22 protein-coding genes are annotated in these 22,042 nt (G+C 49.1%); 16 read left to right on the top strand and 6 right to left on the bottom strand.

What is annotated here, in order from left to right; genetic code table 11:
• Positions 1–126: 126 nt before the first annotated feature.
• Entirely contained in the window at positions 127–2,433 is a 2,307-nt protein-coding gene (locus HER31_RS03435) for a multiheme c-type cytochrome (protein WP_168659281.1), read from the bottom strand.
• A 652-nt stretch (positions 2,434–3,085) separates the two neighbouring features.
• On the opposite strand from HER31_RS03435, the gene HER31_RS03440 reads away from it, so the two are divergent.
• The 4 genes from HER31_RS03440 (at position 3,086) to glnS (ending at position 8,026) form a co-directional block, all read left to right on the top strand.
• A complete protein-coding gene (locus HER31_RS03440) occupies positions 3,086–3,313 on the top strand; it encodes a FeoA family protein (RefSeq protein ID WP_168659282.1) in 228 nt (75 codons plus the stop codon).
• A 2-nt stretch (positions 3,314–3,315) separates the two neighbouring features.
• Complete coding sequence (gene feoB / locus HER31_RS03445; RefSeq protein ID WP_168659283.1) at positions 3,316–5,493, top strand: ferrous iron transport protein B; 2,178 nt, start codon at positions 3,316–3,318, stop codon at positions 5,491–5,493.
• A gap of 172 nt (positions 5,494–5,665) precedes the next feature.
• Positions 5,666–6,241 carry a NapC/NirT family cytochrome c gene (locus HER31_RS03450; protein ID WP_168659284.1) on the top strand — a complete coding sequence of 192 codons (576 nt, stop codon included), beginning with the start codon at positions 5,666–5,668 and terminating at the stop codon, positions 6,239–6,241.
• Positions 6,242–6,355: 114 nt separating this feature from the next.
• On the top strand, positions 6,356–8,026 hold the full coding sequence (glnS, locus tag HER31_RS03455; RefSeq protein WP_168659285.1) for a glutamine--tRNA ligase: 1,671 nt from the start codon (positions 6,356–6,358) through the stop codon (positions 8,024–8,026).
• Positions 8,027–8,129: 103 nt separating this feature from the next.
• Here glnS and HER31_RS03460 read toward each other — a convergent pair whose 3' ends face one another.
• Both HER31_RS03460 and fur read right to left on the bottom strand, forming a co-directional pair.
• Positions 8,130–9,605, bottom strand: a complete 1,476-nt coding sequence (locus HER31_RS03460; RefSeq protein ID WP_168659286.1) for a flavin-containing monooxygenase — start codon at positions 9,603–9,605, stop codon at positions 8,130–8,132.
• Positions 9,606–9,803: 198 nt separating this feature from the next.
• On the bottom strand, positions 9,804–10,232 hold the full coding sequence (gene fur / locus HER31_RS03465) for a ferric iron uptake transcriptional regulator (RefSeq protein WP_168659287.1): 429 nt from the start codon (positions 10,230–10,232) through the stop codon (positions 9,804–9,806).
• 155 nt (positions 10,233–10,387) lie between these two features.
• Here fur and cobB point away from each other — a divergent pair, with 155 nt between their 5' ends.
• Positions 10,388–11,101, top strand: a complete 714-nt coding sequence (cobB, locus tag HER31_RS03470) for a Sir2 family NAD+-dependent deacetylase (protein ID WP_168659288.1) — start codon at positions 10,388–10,390, stop codon at positions 11,099–11,101.
• Here the strand turns inward: cobB and bioA are convergent.
• Positions 11,086–12,381, bottom strand: a complete 1,296-nt coding sequence (bioA, locus tag HER31_RS03475) for an adenosylmethionine--8-amino-7-oxononanoate transaminase (RefSeq protein WP_168659289.1) — start codon at positions 12,379–12,381, stop codon at positions 11,086–11,088. The genes cobB and bioA overlap by 16 nt on opposite strands.
• Positions 12,382–12,485: 104 nt before the next feature.
• On the opposite strand from bioA, the gene bioB reads away from it, so the two are divergent.
• Genes bioB through bioD form a run of 4 tightly spaced genes read left to right on the top strand, consistent with a single transcriptional unit; the run spans position 12,486 to position 16,003 of the window.
• Positions 12,486–13,520, top strand: coding sequence for a biotin synthase BioB (gene bioB, locus HER31_RS03480; RefSeq protein ID WP_168659290.1), 1,035 nt, complete (start codon positions 12,486–12,488; stop codon positions 13,518–13,520).
• On the top strand, positions 13,507–14,619 hold the full coding sequence (locus HER31_RS03485; protein WP_168659291.1) for an aminotransferase class I/II-fold pyridoxal phosphate-dependent enzyme: 1,113 nt from the start codon (positions 13,507–13,509) through the stop codon (positions 14,617–14,619). Before bioB ends, HER31_RS03485 begins: the two co-directional genes overlap by 14 nt.
• Positions 14,616–15,335 carry a methyltransferase domain-containing protein gene (locus tag HER31_RS03490; protein WP_168659292.1) on the top strand — a complete coding sequence of 240 codons (720 nt, stop codon included), beginning with the start codon at positions 14,616–14,618 and terminating at the stop codon, positions 15,333–15,335. Before HER31_RS03485 ends, HER31_RS03490 begins: the two co-directional genes overlap by 4 nt.
• Entirely contained in the window at positions 15,335–16,003 is a 669-nt protein-coding gene (bioD, locus tag HER31_RS03495) for a dethiobiotin synthase (RefSeq protein ID WP_168663129.1), read from the top strand. The genes HER31_RS03490 and bioD overlap by 1 nt, the downstream gene beginning before the upstream one ends.
• Here bioD and pepE read toward each other — a convergent pair.
• Positions 16,000–16,707 carry a dipeptidase PepE gene (gene pepE, locus HER31_RS03500; protein ID WP_168659293.1) on the bottom strand — a complete coding sequence of 236 codons (708 nt, stop codon included), beginning with the start codon at positions 16,705–16,707 and terminating at the stop codon, positions 16,000–16,002. The two genes, bioD and pepE, sit on opposite strands and share 4 nt — an antisense overlap.
• 152 nt (positions 16,708–16,859) lie before the next feature.
• On the opposite strand from pepE, the gene htpX reads away from it, so the two are divergent.
• From htpX to queE, 4 genes are all read left to right on the top strand, one after another.
• Positions 16,860–17,738, top strand: a complete 879-nt coding sequence (gene htpX / locus HER31_RS03505) for a protease HtpX (protein ID WP_168659294.1) — start codon at positions 16,860–16,862, stop codon at positions 17,736–17,738.
• A 120-nt stretch (positions 17,739–17,858) separates the two neighbouring features.
• Positions 17,859–18,191 carry a cytochrome c3 family protein gene (locus HER31_RS03510; RefSeq protein ID WP_168659295.1) on the top strand — a complete coding sequence of 111 codons (333 nt, stop codon included), beginning with the start codon at positions 17,859–17,861 and terminating at the stop codon, positions 18,189–18,191.
• A gap of 195 nt (positions 18,192–18,386) precedes the next feature.
• Complete coding sequence (locus tag HER31_RS03515) at positions 18,387–18,695, top strand: cytochrome c3 family protein (RefSeq protein WP_168659296.1); 309 nt, start codon at positions 18,387–18,389, stop codon at positions 18,693–18,695.
• Between the two features lie 409 nt (positions 18,696–19,104).
• Complete coding sequence (queE, locus tag HER31_RS03520) at positions 19,105–19,770, top strand: 7-carboxy-7-deazaguanine synthase QueE (protein ID WP_168659297.1); 666 nt, start codon at positions 19,105–19,107, stop codon at positions 19,768–19,770.
• Positions 19,771–19,820: 50 nt separating this feature from the next.
• Here the strand turns inward: queE and queD are convergent, their stop codons facing one another.
• Complete coding sequence (gene queD, locus HER31_RS03525; RefSeq protein WP_168659298.1) at positions 19,821–20,183, bottom strand: 6-carboxytetrahydropterin synthase QueD; 363 nt, start codon at positions 20,181–20,183, stop codon at positions 19,821–19,823.
• Between the two features lie 184 nt (positions 20,184–20,367).
• Here queD and HER31_RS03530 point away from each other — a divergent pair, with 184 nt between their 5' ends.
• The 3 genes from HER31_RS03530 to HER31_RS03540 are packed head-to-tail and all read left to right on the top strand — an operon-like array spanning position 20,368 to position 22,038.
• The gene (locus HER31_RS03530) at positions 20,368–20,580 is read left to right on the top strand and encodes a hypothetical protein (RefSeq protein WP_168659299.1); all 213 of its coding nucleotides are present in this window, start codon (positions 20,368–20,370) and stop codon (positions 20,578–20,580) included.
• 9 nt (positions 20,581–20,589) lie between these two features.
• Positions 20,590–21,489, top strand: a complete 900-nt coding sequence (locus HER31_RS03535) for a bifunctional methionine sulfoxide reductase B/A protein (protein ID WP_168659300.1) — start codon at positions 20,590–20,592, stop codon at positions 21,487–21,489.
• A gap of 54 nt (positions 21,490–21,543) precedes the next feature.
• Positions 21,544–22,038, top strand: a complete 495-nt coding sequence (locus HER31_RS03540; RefSeq protein ID WP_202983598.1) for a low molecular weight protein-tyrosine-phosphatase — start codon at positions 21,544–21,546, stop codon at positions 22,036–22,038.
• Positions 22,039–22,042 lie beyond the last annotated feature (4 nt).

The following is a 22,042-nucleotide window of genomic DNA, read 5'->3' on the forward strand; positions in this document are numbered from 1 at the left end:
GGCGGTTCAATAAAGAGCGAATAACGCTGAGGACTTAATTGAACGCTTCGAGCTAAAAAGTCGGCTACTGCCGACAAAATTTAGTAAAGCCGAAGCGGCTAAAATGGCCGCTTCGGTTATCGCCTCTTAGTGGCTGCTGCTCCAATTGGAGTGCGCTTCAAGGATTTGATCGCCAGTGTGGCAAACCGAACAGGTTTCTTTAACGCCTGCTGCTTCGTACTCGTCAGCAGTAACACCGTAGCCGTAAGATGTAGTAACCACACCTTCGTCATCAGTAGATGTGAAGGTGTTAATTGCCACAGCACCGCCATTTTGGTTGATGTGAGAGACTACGCCCTCGTTCAGACCATAAGGCATTTGGTGACAGCTCACACAGGCTGCTGCTTGTGGAGAAACGAAGGTTTGTTCGTTGTCAGTACCGATGCGTTGACCGTCAGTGGTACCGAAGGCAACTGGAGTGGCATCGTCAGCAATAGCACTGAGTTTGAAGCCTTCACTACCGTGACAGCTCTGACAATCAGTCTTCTTAAAGAAGCCACCTAAGTAGTGCTTACTGTGTACGATGTAAGACAGGTTAGATGAACCTAAACCTTTCTTATCACGAGTACCGTTGTGGCAGTTTGCACAACCATCTACATCGTTGCTGTAACGGTGGTAGATAGCGGTATCGTGACAGTCTTGACAGTTACTCATCGCAGCGTGTTGTACACGCGGAGATTCGGTTGCCTTGATATTGTCCTGATTGAAGTAGACGGTGTCAGAAGTCACGTAAGGGGCTTCTTGTCCATCAAGTTCACCATCCACGACAACACAGTCAACAGGCACCATGGCGTAGTTACCATCAACTTTGACCTTGTCCTGACAGATGTGTAGCTGACTGCTTAGTGCAATCTGGTTATCGTTGGCTAGGATTTCGTTGAGTTTGAATTCACCAGTTCCAGCGTCTAGATCACCAGTTACGGTAACGGTAATGGTGTCGTCGTCATTGGCAACAGCGTAGCTCTTCTCCTCGCCAACGCTCGGATCTGCCACACCAACCTTTTGGTAGTTAACGACAAAGTCGTCGTTACTGATGCCGTTAATTACAATGGCGCTGGACTTGCCACCGTACTTGTAATCACGCGGGTCAATCATGCTCAATGGCAATTTGTCATCGCCATGCATTACCTGCATGTTGATGGTGATTGATGGCGCCGCAGCATCAACAACGATGGTGTTGAATTCTACCTTGATGTCGTTGCTGGCGATTGCAGCTGCGTTTGCAGTAACGTGTGCTTCTTCGGCACCACGACCAAAGACACCGGTAGCGTGACAACTCTGACAGCCGCCTTCTTGGTGGTGACTTTCTTCTTCACTTCCTTCGCCGTGACAGTTCAAACAGCTGGCTGCATCTTGATCCATTTTCCAGGCATCAAATTGAGCTGTTGAGTCAGCAACGTGGCAGCTTTCACAGTTTGCGGTGGTTTGCGGGAATGGGGTTTTGCCATTGGCTTCCAAGTTCATGTGGAAGTTGTGCGCAATACCTTTGATGGAACCGTCGTAGCTACCAATCACACTGCCGTCTTCATCCTTTTGCTGGTACTGAGTGAAATCAGTGTGACAGAAGGTACAAGACTCCATGGTGTCGTGTTTGCCAGCATGGTGCATGTTGCCTAAGTTGCCATCATGACCAGGACGGTGACAGGTTTCACAGGTCTCATCAGCGATAACTGCTTTCGGACGCTCAACCATGGTGTCGCTGCTTGGCTGCCAGTAGTAGAACGCTGGCGCGTTAAGGTAGGTGTTGGCATCAAAGTGAATTGGCTCAAGGTCTGCATCGCGAACCTTGATAACCATGTAGACACCATTGGTTGCATCTGCGTCGTACGCGTAGGCAAGATCTTTGGTATCTACGGCAACAGTGTATTCGCTGCCATCTGGTTTAGTGCCTTGAGTTACCAAGGTATAGCTGCCATCGCCGTTGTCGGTTAGACAGTCACTGCAGTTAACGCTTCCGTTATAGCTGATACCAGCGAAGTAGGAGGAACCGGAGAACAGTGCGTTACCGTCTGCATCAGCGCCTTTGTCTTTTACGTAGTAGCTCAACCAAATGTCACGGTCGTCTGCGCCTTCGCTTTCTTCGCTACCAACTTCGGACTCTTTGCCCATACGACCAAAAGATACACCGGCAATGTCAGTGTTCTTTAGGCTATGAACTGCAACACCGTTAGCGTTGGTTAGATCAAAGTTGATGGTGAGAACCCCTGCATCATCAACAGATGCGCTGGTTACCTTCGAGACAATCTGTGTTGCTTCAGTTGCGGCAATACCGATTAACCCGGGTTCACCTGGGTTACCGTTGTCACCATCATCACCGTCGCTGCCACAGCCAGACAGAGCCAAAGAGACCAGTAAAGCACTGGTCAATAGCTTGAAATTGTTTCGTTTTGTCATTTCGTACCCCTGCTAAGAAGATATGACGTAAATTTTATTAGATGCCGTTCTTGGCAACTAGCAAACTAATCCTAAGTGGGTAGTGCTGTTGTGATCAACTTAACAGCGTCTAAATTAAACTTAATGCAATTCGTAAATATTTCACTTTGATGGAGAAATAATATTCAAAACTCAAATTTGCTAGTGCGTTTGGCCGAAAATTGTACGGTGTAACTGGTTGATTATTTGAGGAATGAAATAATTTACCGTGCCTTATTGTGCGATCGCATTCGATTTAAATTCGGAATGGCGTGCAAATTAGTAATTGATCTGGATCAAATATTAATTCCACACTAACTCGGTATATAAAAAACTAATTCTTAATTAGTCTAAGTGACTTTCCCCAATGTTAATGCGCCAGTGTATGTGTTGCGTTGTGCAACAATTATTATGGTGATGCTGCTGGAGTTAACTTTCGCTGGTTATCGAGCCTAATCATGCCTTATTGGGCTCTCTGCACCCACTAGCGAGCACATAGGTAAAGGTGATAAGTAGCTTTCCTAGCAAGCTTTAAAAACACGATCTGAATCAGTGTTTTTTTCAATTGAAAACGTATACTGATGCTAAATGATAGTAATTTGCATTTAGCATTCACAAACTAGGAAGTAATCCCATGACGCTAAAAGAGATGAACGACGGTCAGGTTGCCAAGATTGTGGAGCTGGATATGGCCGGTATCGATAGTAGCTTATTGATTAAGTTGACTGCGATGGGGTTTGTCTCTGGTTCTTCGGTTGAAGTGGTGCGTCGAGCACCAATGGGTAAAGGCATTCAACTGAAGCTACGTGGTAGTGATTTATGCCTGACTTCGGCGTTGGCTGAACGGGTTAAGGTAGCGTAAAGATGAAAAATTATGTAGTAGTTGGCAACCCCAATTCCGGTAAATCAACATTATTCAACCTATTAACTGGCGACAATGCCAAAGTTGGTAACTGGGCTGGTGTTACGGTTTCATCTCGTCAGGCGCAGCTTGAACTAGACCAAGACAACGTTAACCTGATCGATTTACCCGGTTTATATGAGCTTGGCGCTGTTGGCGGCCCAGAGGATGAAGCAGTATCGCGTCAGGCGTTGCTGAATCGCGATTACGAAGCAATCATTAACGTTGTTGATGCAACCCAACTGGAACGTCACTTATACCTAACCATGCAGTTGCGTGAGCTAGGTGTACCAATGATTATCCTGCTCAATAAGTGGGATTCAGCACGTGAACAAAACCTTAATATTGATACCGATGAACTTGGGCGCCAGTTTGGTTGCCCAGTGTTTGGTTTGTCTGCTCGCCGTAATAAGTGTCGTGATTACGCCATTGGTGCGATTAAGCAACTGAGTGAGCAACAGCCGCAACCTTGGCATGTTGACTACGGTGAATCTTTAGAGCACTTAATTGCACAACAAGGCGGCGACCGCATTGACGCCATGGTTAAGCTGGTTAATGGCGAGCAGGGTGTTGCGAAACTGCAACAGATCTCTACCGTACGCTTTAACTGGTTAGAAAAAGCCATTGCTGCAGCGAAAAAGCCAACCGTTGCGACCTCTGGGATCTCCGATAAAATCGATAAAATTGTGTTGCACCCAGTTTTAGGTGTACCGGTATTTTTGTTGATGATGTACCTCACCTTCATGTTTGCCATTCACATGGGCGCAGCGTTTATTGACTGGTTTGATATCATGGCCGGTACCATCTTTGTTGATGGCGTAGGCCTAGCGTTACAAGCGGTTGGCGCACCTGAATTGCTGGTCGGTTTACTTTCTAATGGCGTTGGTGCCGGCATTCAAACGGTAGCAACCTTTGTTCCTGTTGTTGCCTTTATGTTTATCGCCCTTGGCGTATTAGAAACCTCTGGTTACCTTGCTCGTGCTGCGTTTGTGGTTGAAGGTTTGATGAACCGCATGGGGTTACCGGGCAAAGCGTTTGTTCCACTGATTGTTGGCTTTGGTTGTAACGTACCGTCGATCACTGCAACTCGAACCCTAGATCAGAAGCGTCAACGTATTATGACGTCGATGATGGCACCGTTTATGTCTTGTGGTGCTCGCTTACCGGTATACGCCTTGTTTGCCGCGGCATTCTTCCCTGAGTCGGGTCAGAATCTGGTATTTATTCTTTATGTTGTTGGTATTGCCGCCGCTATCCTGACGGGTTTGTTCTTACGCTTCTCTTTGTTACCTGGCACCGTTGGTATGTCGGTAATGGAGATGCCAAGCTACGAGATGCCAAAATTCAAGACCATCATGAACCGTACCTGGATGCGAACTCGCCAATTTGTGGTAGGTGCCGGTAAGGTTATCGTGATCATGGTTACCTTATTGAGTTTCGCTAACACCTTAGGTACCGATGGTTCGGTAGGTAATGAAGACAGTGACAATTCGGTATTGGCTCTGGCAGCGCAACAAGTAACGCCTCTGTTTGGACCGATGGGCGTACAGGACGACAACTGGGAAGCGACTGTAGGTATCATCACCGGTATTTTCGCCAAAGAAGCAGTAGTAGGTACTCTCAACAGCCTTTACACCCCAAGCGGTGAAGAGGACGGTGGTGAATGGGATCTGCTAGGTGCGCTGCAAGAAGCCACTGTGACTATCCCTGAAAATATGTTGGGCATTGACCTGAGTGACCCGCTCGGCATGAACATCGGTGACGTTTCCGATATGGAAGTGGCCGCTGCGGAGTTAGAGGTTGAAGTTGCTAGCTTGAAGAACTTGCAAGCGGGCTTTGTTTCAACCACTGCTGCAGTCGCCTACTTGCTGTTTATCTTGCTCTACACCCCTTGTGCTGCGGTACTGGGTGCAATTGCTGGTGAGCTGGGCAGCCGTTGGGCAGCGTTTTCTGCAGTATGGACCCTAGTGGTAGCGTACTCAGTGGCAACCGCATACTACCAGTTGGTTTCCTTCGGCTTAGCTGGGGCGTGGTGCTTGATACCAATTACCGCGGTATTCGTAATCTCCTTCGTGGTGATGCGTCGCCTTGGTAAAACCGCTCGTCAAGGCGCTGGTGACATCGCTGTCGTTGTTCAGTAAGCGCTAGATGTTCCGCACTAAAAAGGCAGCCAGTTGGCTGCCTTTTTGCTATCTAGAACAGCGCTATTATATTTGCAAAACTTAGCTTAATTGGATTGTCATAAAGTGATTACTTCCACAGGTGAAACTTTACTAAGCTTTAATGAATAACAATCAATTAGATGGGTAGAGTATGTCGGAACCAGAGCAGGGTATATGGAAGAAACCAAAGACATGGTGGCTGTTTGGCATCCCACTGGGTGGGTTTATCGCACTGATAGTAGGGGCGCTGCTGTGGATAGGCTTTGAAACCTCATTAGAGGTAACCAGTACCGATAAATTTTGTACCTCTTGCCATAATTCACCATCGCAATTTGTGGCGGCGGAAATGCAACACTTACCTCACCGCAACAACGCGTCCGGCGTCATTGCGACCTGTCATGATTGTCACATTCCCCATGAGTTTTTCCCAAAATTGTGGGTAAAAGCGACTAGCGCTGCGACCCACGTTACCCACCATCTTATGGGAGAGATCACCACCAAGGAGGAGTTTGAGTCCAATCGACTCAGAATGGCTGAAAAAGTGTGGGCCCATCTTGAACAGAGCGATTCGCATGAATGCCGCAGTTGCCACAAGGTTGAAGAGATGAATGTGGCCAAGCAAAGTGAAACCGCAGCGCAATACCATGATGTATTAAAGGATGAAGACGGCCCTACGTGCATTAGTTGTCACAAGGGGATCGCCCACCAACTGCCGCAAGGATGGTGATAATCTAAGCGGCAAGTTGCGCCACCCCTCAAAAGCCTCTCTGCAGTGGTTGCCACTGCGGAGAAGTTGTCGCAAAATACCGAACTTATTTAAATTTTACTCACGAGGCAGCGCATGAGCCAGCCGGACACCGAAGTTCGTCCAACCAACTTTATCCGCAACATTATCGATGAAGATCTGGCTACAGGTAAGCACACTAGTGTGCATACTCGTTTCCCGCCTGAGCCAAACGGCTACCTACACATCGGTCACGCTAAATCCATCTGTCTTAACTTTGGCATCGCCCAAGATTATCAAGGCAAATGTAACCTGCGTTTTGATGACACCAACCCAGTTAAAGAAGATATCGAATACGTTGACTCAATTAAGAAGGACGTACAATGGTTAGGCTTCGAATGGGACGGTGAGGTTGAGTACTCCTCCAATTACTTCGACCAGCTGCACGGCTACGCTGTAGAGTTGATAGAAAAAGGCTTGGCGTTTGTGTGTCAGCTGAGCCCTGATGAAATTCGCGAATACCGGGGCCCACTGAATGCGCCTGGCAAGAACAGCCCATACCGCGATCGCAGTGTTGAGGAAAACCTCCAGCTGTTTGAAAAAATGCGTACAGGTGGCTTCAAAGAGGGCGAAGCCTGTCTGCGAGCTAAGATTGACATGGCGTCTTCGTTCATCGTGATGCGCGATCCGGTTATCTACCGCATCAAGTTTGCAGATCACCATCAAACTGGTGACAAGTGGTGCATCTACCCGATGTACGACTTTACCCACTGTATCTCAGATGCCTTGGAAGGCATTACGCATTCGTTGTGCACCCTCGAGTTTCAAGATAACCGTCGTTTGTACGATTGGGTATTAGATAACATCTCGTTAGAGTGTCATCCACGTCAGTACGAATTCAGCCGCCTGAATCTTGAATACACCATGATGTCCAAGCGTAAGCTGAATCAATTGGTGGTTGAGAAGCACGTATCCGGTTGGAACGATCCGCGTATGCCAACCGTTTCTGGTCTGCGTCGTCGTGGTTACACCCCAGGTTCTATCCGCGAGTTCTGTAAGCGTATCGGTGTCACCAAGATGGATAACACCATCGAGATGGGCATGCTGGAAGCCTGTATCCGTGACGATCTAAACCAAAATGCGCCGCGGGCAATGGCGGTGCTAGATCCGATTAAATTGGTACTGGAAAACTACCCTGCGGCTCAGGTTGAAACCCTCAACATCAGCAACCACCCATCAGATGAGTCTATGGGCAGTCGTGATGTACCATTCTCAGGCGAGCTGTACATCGAAGCGGAAGATTTCCGTGAAGAAGCCAACAAGAAGTTCAAGCGTTTGGTGATTGGCAAGAAAGCGCGCCTGCGTGGAGCTTACGTCATCACTGCTGAGCGTTGCGATAAAGACGCTGACGGCAAGGTGACTACCGTTTACTGTAGTGTTGATACTGATACCCTTGGTTGCGACCCTGCCGACGGCGTTAAGCCAAAGGGTGTTATTCACTGGGTATCCGCAGCGCACGCACTGGACGCGAAAGTACGTTTGTATGATCGTCTGTTCAACGTACCAAACCCAAATGGTGCTGAGCTGGAAGAGACCTTAAACCCTGAATCATTGACGACTGTTGCGGCCAAGGTTGAGCCATCACTGGCGTCAGCGGAAGCTGAGAAAGCGTTCCAATTTGAGCGTATGGGCTACTTCTGTGCTGATAACACTGAATCGAGCAGTGACAACCTGGTGTTCAACCGCACCGTAGGTCTGCGCGACTCTTGGGCTAAGATCTCCGGTTAATCACTCGGAAGCATTTAGCTGGAACGAAAACCGACGCTCTTAGGCGTCGGTTTTTTGTTTAGGGAATCAACGAAGCAATTTAAGGCAATTCACTTTCAGTTCGTTACCTTTGGTGAAAATCGCATAGGGACAGCCCATCTTCAAATTGCAATACGCCATCGAGCAGCGGCGAGTTATTAAGCGCTTTGGCATCAAGGCTATAAAGATCGTGGCTCAACCACGGGAATGCCATACCAGTTTTAGGTAGTATGGCAGCACTGCGCTGCACGTAGCCGGAGTTGAGGTTCAACATCGGTTTACAGTCGGCAGTATCTCCTTGCCACTTGGGGTAAAAACGTTGACTAGGCTGGCGTTCAAACTCTTGTAGGAGTTGCAGAATATAGTGGTAGCTTAACTCAGCGCGTAGTGTCCATGAAGCACTGATGTAGCCGAAGATATTGATGAAGTTGGGGACTTGGCTATACATCACGCCTTTGTAGTTAACCACCTTACCGCTGTGAACTTCGCTACCATCCACTAGCACTTTCATACCTCCCCACAAACGCAGATTTAAGCCCGTTGCCGGGACTATGATATCAGCCTCAATGTGGCGGCCTGATTTTAGCTGGATTCCCTGTGCATCGAAGCTGTCAATATGATCGGTGACAATCTGCGCGCGTTTATCGTGGATGCATTTGAACAGATCGTTGCTGGGTAAAATACACAAACGCTGCTGCCACGGGTCGTAGTCGGGACTAAAATGCTGGCGATGCTGCTCACTATTTTTGAGAGCCAGTTGGTTTTGCCATTTGAGTATGTTTCTCGCTGCCTGTGGCCAGCGTTTGGCAATAAAGTAGATCAGTTGAGCACTGCCGATGTATTTGGTACGCATCAGCTTATCTAACCACTTAGCCGGCAGCACTGGCGCTAAGCATTTGTGGAGCCAATCGGTTTCAGCAAAAGAGAAGAAATAGCTTGGGCTACGCTGGAGCATGGTAACGCTGGCTGCGGTTTTAGCCACTTCCGGAACAATACTGACCGCTGTGGCACCGCTGCCTATCACAACGACTTTCTTATCGCGGTAATCGAGGGATTCTGGCCAGTGTTGAGGATCAGCGATAACGCCATCAAAGCTATCTTGACCGGGAAATGTTGGTCGATAGCCTTGTTGGTAGTTGTAGTAGCCCGCGCAGCTAATAAGTACCTTGCATTGCAGTTGTTGAAGCTCACCGTTGTGCTCAACGTTAAGCGTCCATAACCCTTGCTCACTGCTCCATGATGCTTGCTCGACGTTGTGGCTAAAACGAATGAGCGGTTGCAGTTGACTGTCATCAACCAGTTCATCCAGATAGGTTCGGATCCGCGCCCCTTGGCCGAGGTATTGGCTACGTCGCCACGGCTTGAAACTAAAGCTGTAACTGTACATGTCTGAGTCCGATCTAATGCCCGGGTAACGGAACAGATCCCAAGTACCACCGACTCGTTCTCGGCTTTCCAACACAATGAAGCGGTCCTGTGGGCGTTGTTGCTTTAACTGGTGAGCGAGCCCAAGTCCGGAAAGGCCTGCGCCGATAATGATTTGATCAAAAGCCGAAGTCATAGATACCTATCAATCAGAAAGGTCGAATACGACATCAATTTCGACAGTTTATGGGGTAGTTCTGAGCTAAGTTAAGGCATGATAAGGCCTGGGCCAAGAGGAACTTAGCAAAGATAGAGTTACTGCGGTTGCCGCTGTCTGGCGCCGAGACAAAAAAAACGCCGCAAGAAGCGGCGTTTAGTCGACTCGGTATTGCTGTTACTTATTGTGATCGCAACTGTCGTTGGTGCAGTTGCCATATAAGTAAAGACTGTGGTTGGTCAGTTTGATGTTGTGCTTGAGAGCAATCTCATTTTGACGCTTTTCGATGGTTTCATCGCTAAACTCGATAACCTTGCCACAATCCAAACACACCAAGTGGTCGTGGTGATGTTGGCTGGCCAGCTCAAACACCGCTTTGCCACTCTCAAAGTGGTGGCGAGAGACAATGCCAGCGTCATCAAATTGGTTCAATACACGGTACACTGTCGCTAGGCCAATCTCTTCACCGAGATCCAGCAATAGTTTGTACAGGTCTTCTGCACTGATATGTTGATTCTGGGGAAGCTGGAGTAGCTCAAGGATCTTTACTCGAGGCAAAGTTACCTTAAGGCCTGCTTTTTTTAACGCTTGGTTTTCGTCAGCCATGGTACTCTCTAATTGTTATTGGGCACTAAACCCCAGATATGCTAGCGGCCATTATAGGTAGCTTCGAGCAAAGTTAAAACCATTAGCTTTGTATGGTTAAGCTTCTATATGCTAGTAAACACAAATATTTAGCTTTGACATGAGTGATTATCGGTATGTATCAACGGATTGTGATATTAACCGGGGCAGGGATCTCGGCAGAATCGGGTTTAAGGACATTTCGTGCTGAAGATGGCTTGTGGGAGCAACATCGAATTGAAGATGTGGCAACTCCTGAAGGCTATTGGCGCAACCCGGATCTGGTGCATAAGTTTTATAATCAACGCTGGCAGCAGTTGCGCGAAGGGGTAGAAGCTAACCCAGCGCACCATGCTTTGGCTAAACTCGAGCGCGAGTTTAGTGGTGAGGTGATGCTGGTTACCCAAAATATCGATAACCTGCATGAGCAAGCCGGCAATAAGCAGGTGCTGCATATGCACGGGGAGTTGGTTAAAGGGCGCTGTCCTAAGAGCCAACAAGTGTTTCCACTGGTTGCTCCTTTTGGGCCAGATAACCTGTGTACCTGTTGTGTTATGCCACAAGTGTTGCGGCCTCACGTGGTCTGGTTTGGTGAGATGCCATTCGGTTTAGACAGAACCTATGAAGCCCTTGCGAAGTGCGATCTGTTTATTGCCATTGGTACTTCCGGTACGGTTTATCCGGCAGCGGGCTTTGTCGAGCAAGCTAACCAAGCGGGGGCAGAAACTCTCGAAGTAAACCTTGCCCCGACCGAACGCTACAGTCAGTTCGACTTTCATCGCCAAGGCAAAGCTGGCGATGAAGTGCCAAAGGTGGTGGAGCTTATTCTCGATGGTCAGCTACTGGCTTGATAAACCGAGGGTAAGGCCAAAACGCGAGTAAGAGCTTGAGTTAGTTGACTGAGCTGTTGTGGCGAGATGATATACGGCGGCATGATATAAACCAGTTTACCGAATGGCCTTATCCACACCCCTAATCTGGTAAACTCCTGCTGGATTGCAGCCACATCAACTGCGCGTTTGGTTTCAACAACGCCGATCGCCCCAAACACTCGCACGTCTGTCACCTGTGCCAATTGTTGGCATGGGGCAAGTTGCGCCGTTAACTGTTGCTCGATGGCATCGACTTGTTGTTGCCAGTCACCCCGTTGCAAAATTGCCATGCTGGCGTTGGCTACTGCACAAGCCAATGGGTTAGCCATAAAGGTAGGGCCATGCATAAACACACCCGCTGCGCTGGCACACACACCTGCGGCAACTTCGTCAGTGGCTAACGTTGCGGCTAATGTCATGGTGCCGCCAGTCAAGGCCTTGCCGAGACAGAGAATATCGGGTACCACTGAAGTATGTTCGTAGGCAAATAGCTTGCCGGTGCGGCCAAATCCGGTTGCAATCTCATCAAAAATTAGCAAGACCCCATGTTGTTGACACAGTGTCGCCAACCGTTCTAAGTAGGCGCTACCATAAAAGTGCATGCCGCCGGCGCCTTGCACTAACGGCTCAACAATTACTGCTGCCAACGTTTCGCCGTGGTCAGCAAAACCAGTTGCTAATGCTTGTTCATCAGCTGCGGTTAGTGGCTGACCTACTGCTGTAGTTGGACGGGGTAAGAAATGGGCTTTGGAAAGTGAATCGGCAAATAAGCTGTGCATTCCATTGACTGGATCGCAAACACTCATCGCCGCAAAGGTATCCCCGTGATAGCCACCACGGATGGTCAACACCTGGGTGCGCTGGAGCTGGCCCACACCTTGCTGAAATTGCAGTGCCATCTTGAGTGCAACCTCTACCGCGACCGAACCAGAGTCAGATAAAAACAGCTTGTTGAGCTTCGGTGCGGTCATGGCGAGCAGTTTTTTACCTAGCTCTACTGCCGGCTCATGAGTTAAACCACCAAACATAACGTGGCTCATCGCGTCGATCTGCTGTTTGGCAGCATGTGATAATTCAGGGTGTTGATAGCCGTGGATGGTGCTCCACCAACTGCTCATGCCATCAATTAAACGCTGGCCACCTTCGAGTTCAATCTCGACGCCCTCGGCGCGCACTACCGGGTAGCAGGGGAGAGGGTTGCTGGTTGAAGTGTATGGGTGCCAAAGATGGTCGCGATCAAATTGCAGATCAATAGTCATGGTTACTTTTTAATCATCAGTAAAGGTCGGATTTGTTTATGCATTGACAGTGTATCGGTTCGCTTTATCCTAGCCAATAGAATATCCCGACCAACACTACTGGAATGACCATGGCCGCAATTCGCCACGACTGGACCTTAGAGCAAATCCAAACTCTATTAGCGCAACCACTAAACGATTTATTGTTTGAAGCACAAACCGTGCACCGCCAACACTTTGAACCGAATCAGGTGCAGATCTCGCGTTTGTTATCGATCAAAACCGGGGCTTGCCCTGAAGATTGTAAGTACTGCCCGCAAAGCGCCCGCTACCATACCGGTTTAGCAGCAGAGCAGTTAGTGGAAGTGGAAAAGGTTCTTACTGAAGCAAAGGCTGCGCAAGCGGCAGGTGCAAGCCGATTCTGTATGGGCGCTGCATGGCGTAATCCGCGAGAACGAGACATGCCTTACCTGTTACAGATGGTGCAAGAAGTGAAGGCGATGGGGATGGAAACCTGTATGACCCTCGGCATGCTCACCGAGGAGCAAGCCGATGCGCTGGCAGAAGCGGGGTTGGATTACTACAACCACAATCTGGATACCTCACCGGAGTTTTATGGTGAAATCATCTCTACTCGTAATTACAACGATCGTTTGAACACCTTAGATAATGTTCGCCGCGCCGGTATGAAGGTTTGCTCCGGTGGTATCTTAGGTATGGGTGAGCAAGCTTCTGATCGCGCTAGTCTGTTGCAGCAGTTAGCTAACCTGCCAACGCATCCTGAGAGTGTGCCTATCAATATGTTGGTGAAGGTTGAAGGTACCCCGATGGCGGATCAGCCCGACTTAGACCCGATTGAGTTCGTTCGCATTATTGCTGCTGCCCGGGTAATGATGCCTGCGTCTCATGTTCGTCTATCTGCTGGTCGTGAAGATATGAGCGACGAACTGCAAGCGATGTGCTTCTTCGCTGGTGCTAACTCCATCTTTTATGGTTGCAAATTGTTGACCACTGCGAATCCGAAAGAGAATGATGATATGGCGTTGTTCGCTCGCTTGGGGATCACCCCAGAAGCCGGCACTGCGAAGCATATTGAAGAGTTAAAGCCGGTGTTACCAAAACCTCAGAAGGACGAGCTGTTTTACAATGCCGCACCCTAACCATTGGCACCAACGAGCGACGGCGATAGTTGAGCAGCGTGGCAGTCAACAGCTGCTGCGGCAGCGTCAATGCGTGGAAGCGGTTGATGGTCGTACGGTGACCATTGACGGTGAGCAGTATCTGCAGTTTGGCTCTAATGATTACCTTGGCTTGGCCTTCGCTAACGAAGCGATTGCAGCGAAAGGCGCCGGTGCAGCTCCGCTGGTAAGTGGTTATCACCGTGCGCATCAGCAATTGGAACAACAATTGTGTCGCGCGACTGGTTACGAGGCGGCGTTGCTATTTAGTTCCGGCTTTGCCGCAAACTCAGCGCCATTGGCGTTAATGCAGGCCGGCGACCGTGTGTTGGCCGATAAATTGGCTCACGCCTCCATTATCGATGCTGCTCAAGCGAGTGCTGCGAGTTTACGTCGCTTTCCCCATAATAATTTAGAGATATTAGCCCGTTGGCTAGCAGACAGTGATGCCCCAACTATAGTGGCAACCGAGTCGGTGTTTTCAATGGACGGCGATCAAGCGCCAGTTGCTAAGTTGGTGGCATTAGCTAAGCAACACGGAGCGTTAAGCTGGATTGATGATGCTCATGGTTTCGGCGTTATTGGTAGGGATGGCTTGGGTGTCGCTCAGCTGGCTAAACCAGATCTGATCACCGTTACCTTTGGTAAGGCGATGGGCGCTAGTGGCGCCGCTCTGCTTGGCAGTAAGATATTGATTGATGCGATTACCCAGCATTGTAAGCATTACATCTATTCAACTGCGATGCCGGTGGATTTGGCGCAGCGGTTAACGCAGCGTCTAGCTGGGTTGTGTTGCTCAGCACCACGGCAACAATTGCAGCGCTTAATTGAGCAATTTCGCACTGGTGCGCTAGCTCAAGGATGGCCGCTCGGTGATTCAATGACGCCAATTCAGCCGCTGCTATGTAACGACACCGCTCAAGCGTTATCTCTGGCGCAGCGGCTACAAAGCCACGGTATCTGGGTGCCAGCGATTCGGCCACCAACAGTACCTCAAGCTCGGTTACGTATCGTTATTAACGCATGCCATAGCAGCACTGACATCGATACTTTGTTGCAAGCGTTAGGAGCGAACCGATGACAGCGGCAAACTGCTTTGCGCTGGCGGCCGCCAATTACGATCAGCACGCGGCGGTGCAGCGCTGGGCTGGGGATCTATTACTACAACGTTGTCAGCCGCAAATGCGCTGGTTGGATATTGGTTGCGGTACTGGCTATCTGAGTCAGCACCTGTCGGCAGAGCAGATAATTGGTATCGATATTGCCAAAGCGATGTTGCAGCAGTGCCAACCAGCTAGGGCACAGTTGCTGCAGGCAGACATGCACAGCCTCCCTATAGCCACGGCGGCAGTTGATGCCATTGCTGCAAATCTATCGTTGCAATGGAGCAGTGATCTGCAGCTGGCGTTAACCGAGGCGGCACGGGTAACAGCGGTTGGTGGCCAGCTGTTAGTCAGTGTTCCGGCGGATTATACCTTCACCGAGCTGCAACCGTTGATTGATAGCCAGAAACTTGCATGTAATCGATTTTTGTCGGCGGCGCAGTTGCAGCAAGTTGCAGAGCAAGCAGGGTGGCGCGATGTGACGGTAACATCGCACACCACCACGCTCTATTTTGGGTCACCAAAGGCACTGCTACAGCACTTTAAATTAACCGGTGCTCAGCATGCTAAGCGTCAGCCAGGGCTGCGTGGCCGAGGATGGTGGCAGCAAATTTGCCAACAATTACAAACTAATAATACTGAGCGGGGCTTACCGCTAACGTGGCAAATACACCTGTTGGAAGGCAAACGATGATCTACTTTGTTACCGGAACTGACACCGACGCCGGCAAAACCTGCATCACCGCAGGATTGCTGCGCGCTGCAGGTTCAAAGTCATTAGGATTGAAACCGATCGCCGCCGGCTGTGAGTTAACTGCAGCGGGTTTACGCAATAGCGATGCGCTGCAGTTGATGCAAGCCAGTGGTATCAAGCTTAGCTATGAGCAAGTTAATCCTATTGCTTTTGAGGAAGCGATTGCGCCGCATATCGCCGCTAAACGTAGCCAACACCCCCTGACGGTTGAGCAATTGACGCCATTACTGCCGCAAGCAGCCATGAAGGAGGCGTCGTTATGTTTAGTGGAAGGTGCCGGCGGTTGGCGTTTGCCGCTCAATTACCAGCAAACACTACCACAGTGGGTGCAACAACAGGCTTGGCCGGTGATCTTGGTGGTTGGCGTTAAGCTTGGGTGTTTGAATCATGCGCTACTGACGGCTGCCGCGATTCAGCAGGATGGCTTGGAGTTGATAGGCTGGGTTGCGAATCAGGTTGATCCATCGATGTCAGCGTATCAAGACAACCTTGATACGCTGAAATCTATGATGCCGGTGCCAATGTTAGCCTCGGTTCCGTTTTTAGCCGAGCCGGAGACAGCAGCAGATCACTTACAGCAAGCAGCGGTTCGATTACTTAAGGTTTAGAGCCACTGGCTAAGATCGGCGTTGACCTCAATCTGTTGTTTTTGAGTGGCTCCTTGGAATAGGAAGCCGGGTTTATGGCCTTGTAAGGTCATACGATTGTTGTTGATTAGCAAGGCACTCCCCTCTTGAATTGCGATTACCGGCGTTAATGGCGCAACCTTGGTAAACTCTTCCAATCGCTGCTGCCGGGTCTCGCCGTGGTGGCCTGGCGGGTGGTAATCGATGTAGTGTGGGTTGAGTTGAAATGGTACTAACTCCAGTGCGGTGAACTGTGGCGGCTCAATAATCGGCATATCATTGGTGGTGCGAATTGATAATCCAGCCACATTAGAGCCGGCGCTCCAGCCAATGTAGTGCATCCCTTGGGTGCATTGAGATTGAATCGCCTCGATCAAGTTGAAACGGTATAACTCATGCAACAGATGAAAAGTATTACCACCACCGACCAAGACGCCGTCATATTTATCTAAAACGGCAGCAGGGTCTTCCAACTGGTGGGCTGAATCGATCTGGCATTGCAACTGTGGCAGCGCATCCATCACCATTTGATGATATTGATCGTAGCTGATGCTTACCCCAGCATAGGGAATAAACAGCCAGCGGCTATCTGGCTGGACGAGTTCTCTAAGCATCTCAATTGCATGAGCTAAATAGCCGGTTCCATCGGCTCGAGAGCTGCTCAATAATAAAATCTTCCCTGACATTATCCCTTTTCCATCTTGCTTTGTTCTAATGGGAACAGCGTAGCAAAAGTTGCCTATTGATCCGATCCCCCCTTGAAAATAATCAAGCTAACCCTCACATCATCTACTAAGCAACAAAGGTTGCCCGATTCTATTAGGAGAAATAACGAAAAATGAAACGCATTGCTTTGTTCTTGTTAACCAACTTAGCAGTCATGCTGGTGTTAGGCGTCGTACTTTCAGTCGTGACCTCAGCATTGGGTATTACCCATAACAGCGTTGGCTACTTGGTGGTTTTAGCGGGTGTGTTTGGTTTTGGTGGCTCTATTCTTTCGCTACAGATGTCCAAGTGGATGGCGAAGAAAAGCATGGGCTTGCAAGTGATTGAGCAAGCTCGTGATGAGCAAGAGCAGTGGTTGATGGATACCGTTGCTGCACAAGCTCAACAAGCTGGTATTAAGATGCCAGAAGTGGCCATCTACAGTGGTCCAGAGATGAATGCGTTTGCAACCGGCCCAAGTCGTAACAACTCGTTGGTCGCGGTTTCAACCGGTCTACTTTACGGCATGAACCGTGACGAAGTAGAAGCCGTTTTGGCGCACGAAGTAAGTCATGTTGCCAACGGTGACATGGTAACCATGGCGCTGATGCAGGGGGTAGTGAATACCTTTGTGATCTTTGCTGCACGCTTTATCGCAGGCACGGTATCCAATGTTATCGGTGGTAGCGATGAGGAAGAGGGCGGTGAAGCGTCGTACATGACCTACTTTGTTGTTTCTATGGTGCTAGAGATCCTATTCGGCATGTTGGCTTCGGTTATCGTGATGTACTACTCCCGTCAACGTGAGTATCGTGCTGATGCCGGCGGCGCGGCATTGGCTGGCCGAGAAAAGATGATTTCAGCGCTTGAGCGGTTGCGTCATAACCACGAAAGTAGCATGCCAGCGAGCATGGCGGCGTTTGGCATCAGTGGTAAGAGCGCAATGTCTGAGCTGTTGCTGACTCACCCACCGCTGGAAAAGCGAATTGCTACGTTGCGTCAAGCAGGTTAATCCCTGCGGCAACGAACAACGGCGACCTTAGGGTCGCCGTTTTGCTTTGTCGGGGTAGTGAAACTAGATTTATCTAGTGAGGGGGCAGATTCCTCTTATTTTGCTACTAGGAGAAACTGTATGAAGCGCTTTACTCTGCCGTTGACTGTTTTAGCGGCATTAACATTTAATGTATCAGCCGCAGATGACGATGTACTGGCTGATGTCCATGCCGAAATAAACGGTGGCTGTGAATCCTGTCATACCGAAGGTGGGGAGCCGACAGACGACTTTGTGGCCGAGAATCAGGCGTGTCAAGATTGCCACGGTAGTGCCGATGAGCTCGAAGGAGATCATCATGCCATTCATGCGGAATTGATGATGTGTTCTGACTGTCATGAACCCCATGAAATGCCATTTAATCAGAAACCTAGCTGTGACACCTGTCATGATGACGGCCGAACAGTTGAGTAAATAACAGCGAATTGGGCACTGTCCTACTCCTGATGCAGCTCCTAAACTGTGATTTTTTGTGATCTAACGAATGATTACGTATAAAAAATTGATCTGTTTGGGAGAATGGCCAAAGTGCATCTGTTATATTCCTGCGATCTCAATACGTTGAGATAGCGAGCTACGGCTCCTGATAAATGAGCGAGGAAGAATCTAATGTTTAAGAAATTGCTGGTTATGGTTTTCGGTGTAGCAATGGCGTTCAGTGTTTCTGCTGATCTGTCTGAAATGCATGCTGAAATGGAAGGTTGTGAAGCTTGTCACGCTGAGGGCGAACCTTCTGATGACGGCGCTTACGAAGTAGAGCAGTGTGCAGCTTGTCACGGTGAACTGGCAGATATGGAAGGCGTGCATCCTGCCCACGACGGCCTGATGGAATGTACCGACTGTCACATGCCACACGAGCACGAAGCAGCTGCAGACGTTACTTGTGACGAATGTCATGACGACGGCCGCACCAAGTAATAGCTACTAATTAGCACATTGCTTAATCTAAAGCGTCAGCCTCGGCTGGCGCTTTTTGTTGACTCTGTACCAACTAACCGTGTTCTTTCCATTGCTGTTAAAGCACCGGCTAGGCGAGTGTTGATACAAGGGTAAAGCGCTGCCGTTGTTGATCGTCTGCCGCATTGGAGCAGTTCAGCGAGGTGCTTTGGACTGCGACCTAAGGCAAGGGGGGATTCCAAAGGGGGTGAAGCTTCGCCCTAATGAATACAAGAATGTGCCGTCGCCACCGCGACATCATCCTTTAAAGCACCACAATCGGTACAGTCGAAGGCTTGATATTAACCTCAACACTTAGCTGCGACACCGCCTTTTTGTTTGGTATTGAAAACGGTTGTGCCTACAATAGCGCCCTTGATTAGGGGGTGTGATGCAGTATCCAGTTAATGAAATTTTTCAAACCATACAAGGCGAAGGCCACTTTACTGGCGTAGCCGCCATCTTCTTGCGTTTGCAAGGCTGCCCTGTAGGTTGCAGTTGGTGTGATACCAAACATACGTGGGAAGTCGATCCTGCTAATCAGGTGGCGCCGCAACAGGTGATAAATGTTGCTCAAGATCAGCCTCATTGGGCTTACTGGTCAACAACCGCTTTAGTCGATTTGCTTACCGGTCCCCAATACCAAGCTAAGCACATCGTTATTACTGGCGGTGAACCCTGCCTTTATGATTTAACGCCGCTAACCCAACTGTTTGCTGAGCGTGATGTTCAGTGTCAGATTGAAACCAGTGGTTGTTACCCTGTGTTGTGTGACGCGCGCACCTGGGTAACGGTATCACCGAAACTGGGAATGAAGGGAGGGCTGGATATTGCAGCGCAGGCATTGGAGCGAGCCAATGAGATTAAACACCCAGTCGCTAAGCAGAGTCACATTGAGCAACTGGATCAGCTATTAGCTCAGACCAACAACACCCCGGCGGTAGCGCTGCAACCTATTAGCCAACAAAAGCGTGCAACTCAGTTATGTATTGATACCTGCATCGAGCGTAACTGGCGCCTGTCAGTACAGTTGCATAAATACCTGAGTATCGATTGATAGCCATGACACAACCTTCCCCACAACAGCGCCATTAAATCTGGTGGCTGTTACTCACCGCGGTAGCGGCAGCCCGCGGTGCAGGTTTCCATCACTTCAACTTCGCTCAGTTGCGCTAGGTTTGGCTTAACCTGATTGTAAATCCACTTAGCCAATACTTCGCTGGTTGGGTTCTCTAACCCTTCGATGTCATTTAAATAGTAATGATCTAGCCGTTTGTAGGTTGGCATAAACGCGGCTTTAAGATCGGCAAAGTCGATGATCCAACCGGTATGTGGATCAACATCACCAGCAACAGTTAGTCGAACTTTGAACGAGTGCCCATGCAAACGACCACATTGGTGACCTTCAGGAACGTGCGGTAATTTATGGGCTGCTTCAAAATAGAACTCTTTAAAAATCTCTGTTGCCATTAAATACTCCAATGCTGTACCAATCCTGTTAATCGGCGCAGTCTGCCACGGCATTACTGGTGTTACAACCGCTTGATTAGATAGGCTCAATCATAAGGAACGATTGCAAAACAGTGTTGATTCAGTGCTAATCTGAGTTGAACGCATCTAACGTTAGTCGATAGCGCACATAGTAGGAGTAATAATGAAAGTATTCGGGTTGGCTGTATTGTTGATTGGTCTTAGTGGTTGTGGAGAGCCCCAATTGGTGTGGGTACACGATGACAAAGCAAATCATAATTTTTTACAGGACCGAGATACCTGCTCTACCCGTATCGGAAGTATGGATGCCGACTACAAGCAGATGTTTGATCGCTGCATGACTGAACTAGGCTGGAAGCAACAACAGCTCAATTAGTGAGGCACCATGAGTAAAGCGCCGCTAACACCTCAAGAACATCAAGTTATTGAACATAAAGCAACAGAACACCCATTTAGTGGGCGCTTTCTCTTTTTAAGCAACGCTGGCACCTTTTGTTGTCGTCGTTGCGATACGGCGCTGTTTAAATCGGAAAGTAAGTTTGATGCAGGTTGCGGTTGGCCTTCATTCGATGATGAAATCACAGGTGCGGTTACCCGCAAAATGGACGCTGATGGGCGCCGTACTGAGATTCTCTGTAGCCATTGCCTTGGACATTTAGGTCATGTGTTTGTAGGGGAGAAGCTGACCCTAAAAGACACTCGTCATTGTGTTAACGCTCAGGCGCTGCAGTTTGTGCCGCAGCAAGTAGCGATTGAACAACAAACAGCAATATTTGGTGGTGGCTGCTTTTGGTGCTTGGAAGCACTATTTCAACGGGTTCGAGGGGTTGTTCAAGTAACCAGCGGTTATTGTGGTGGACACGCCGACACTGCGAACTATCGTGCGGTATGCAGTGGTACCTCTGGCCATGTCGAAGTGATTAAAATTGATTTTAATCCATCAGAGATCTGTTTTGGCCAACTGTTAGAACTGTTCTTTGATTGCCACGATCCAACCAGTGTTGATCAACAAGGGGCAGATAAGGGTAGCCAGTACCGCAGCGCAATCTTCACCATGGACGACGAGCAACAGCAGCAAGCCAAACAACATATGGCGACGATGCAACAATACAGTAATGCGAAGTTGGTGACTCAGATTGAACCCGCCTCGGTGTTCTATAGTGCCGAAGAACAGCACCAGAACTATTTCAACGATAATGCTCAGCAACCATATTGTGCGTTTAATATTGCCCCTAAGTTAGCGAAGTTAACGGAAAAGTACGCGGATCGGATTAAGCCTCAATAGCAATTGATATGTTGCACTGTGCAATGGTAAGCGTTCTCGGGTAGATTATCTCTTATGGATATAAACAGCGTAAATTACAGCGAAATCAAAAGCATTTTGTTTGTTTGTCTTGGCAACATTTGCCGCTCACCAACCGCTGAAGCGGTATTTCGTGGCAAGGCCAATAAACTGGGCTTGTCGCTGCAGTTTGATTCGGTTGGCACTAGCGCTTATCACCAAGGTGAGGCGCCAGACCCTCGCTCATGTGATGCGGCCCAACAGCGTGGTTTCGATTTTAGTGGAATTCGTTCACGTCAGATCGCTAGCCATGATCTAGCCCGATTTGATCTGATCTTAGCGGCGGACAAGGAAAACCTAGCAGAATTGCAGAAGCTGGCGAGTCCGAACCAACAACACAAACTTGGTTTGATGTTGCAGTGGGGAGATTTACCCTATTCTGAGGTGCCAGATCCTTATTACGGCGGTGCGAATGGTTTTGCCTTGGTACTAGACCTAATTGAAGAGTCGGCCCACAATCTATTGAGCAAGATTGCCGCCGCCAAATGCTAGTTTG

This window comes from Ferrimonas lipolytica (assembly GCF_012295575.1).
Classification (GTDB): Bacteria; Pseudomonadota; Gammaproteobacteria; order Enterobacterales; family Shewanellaceae; genus Ferrimonas; species Ferrimonas lipolytica.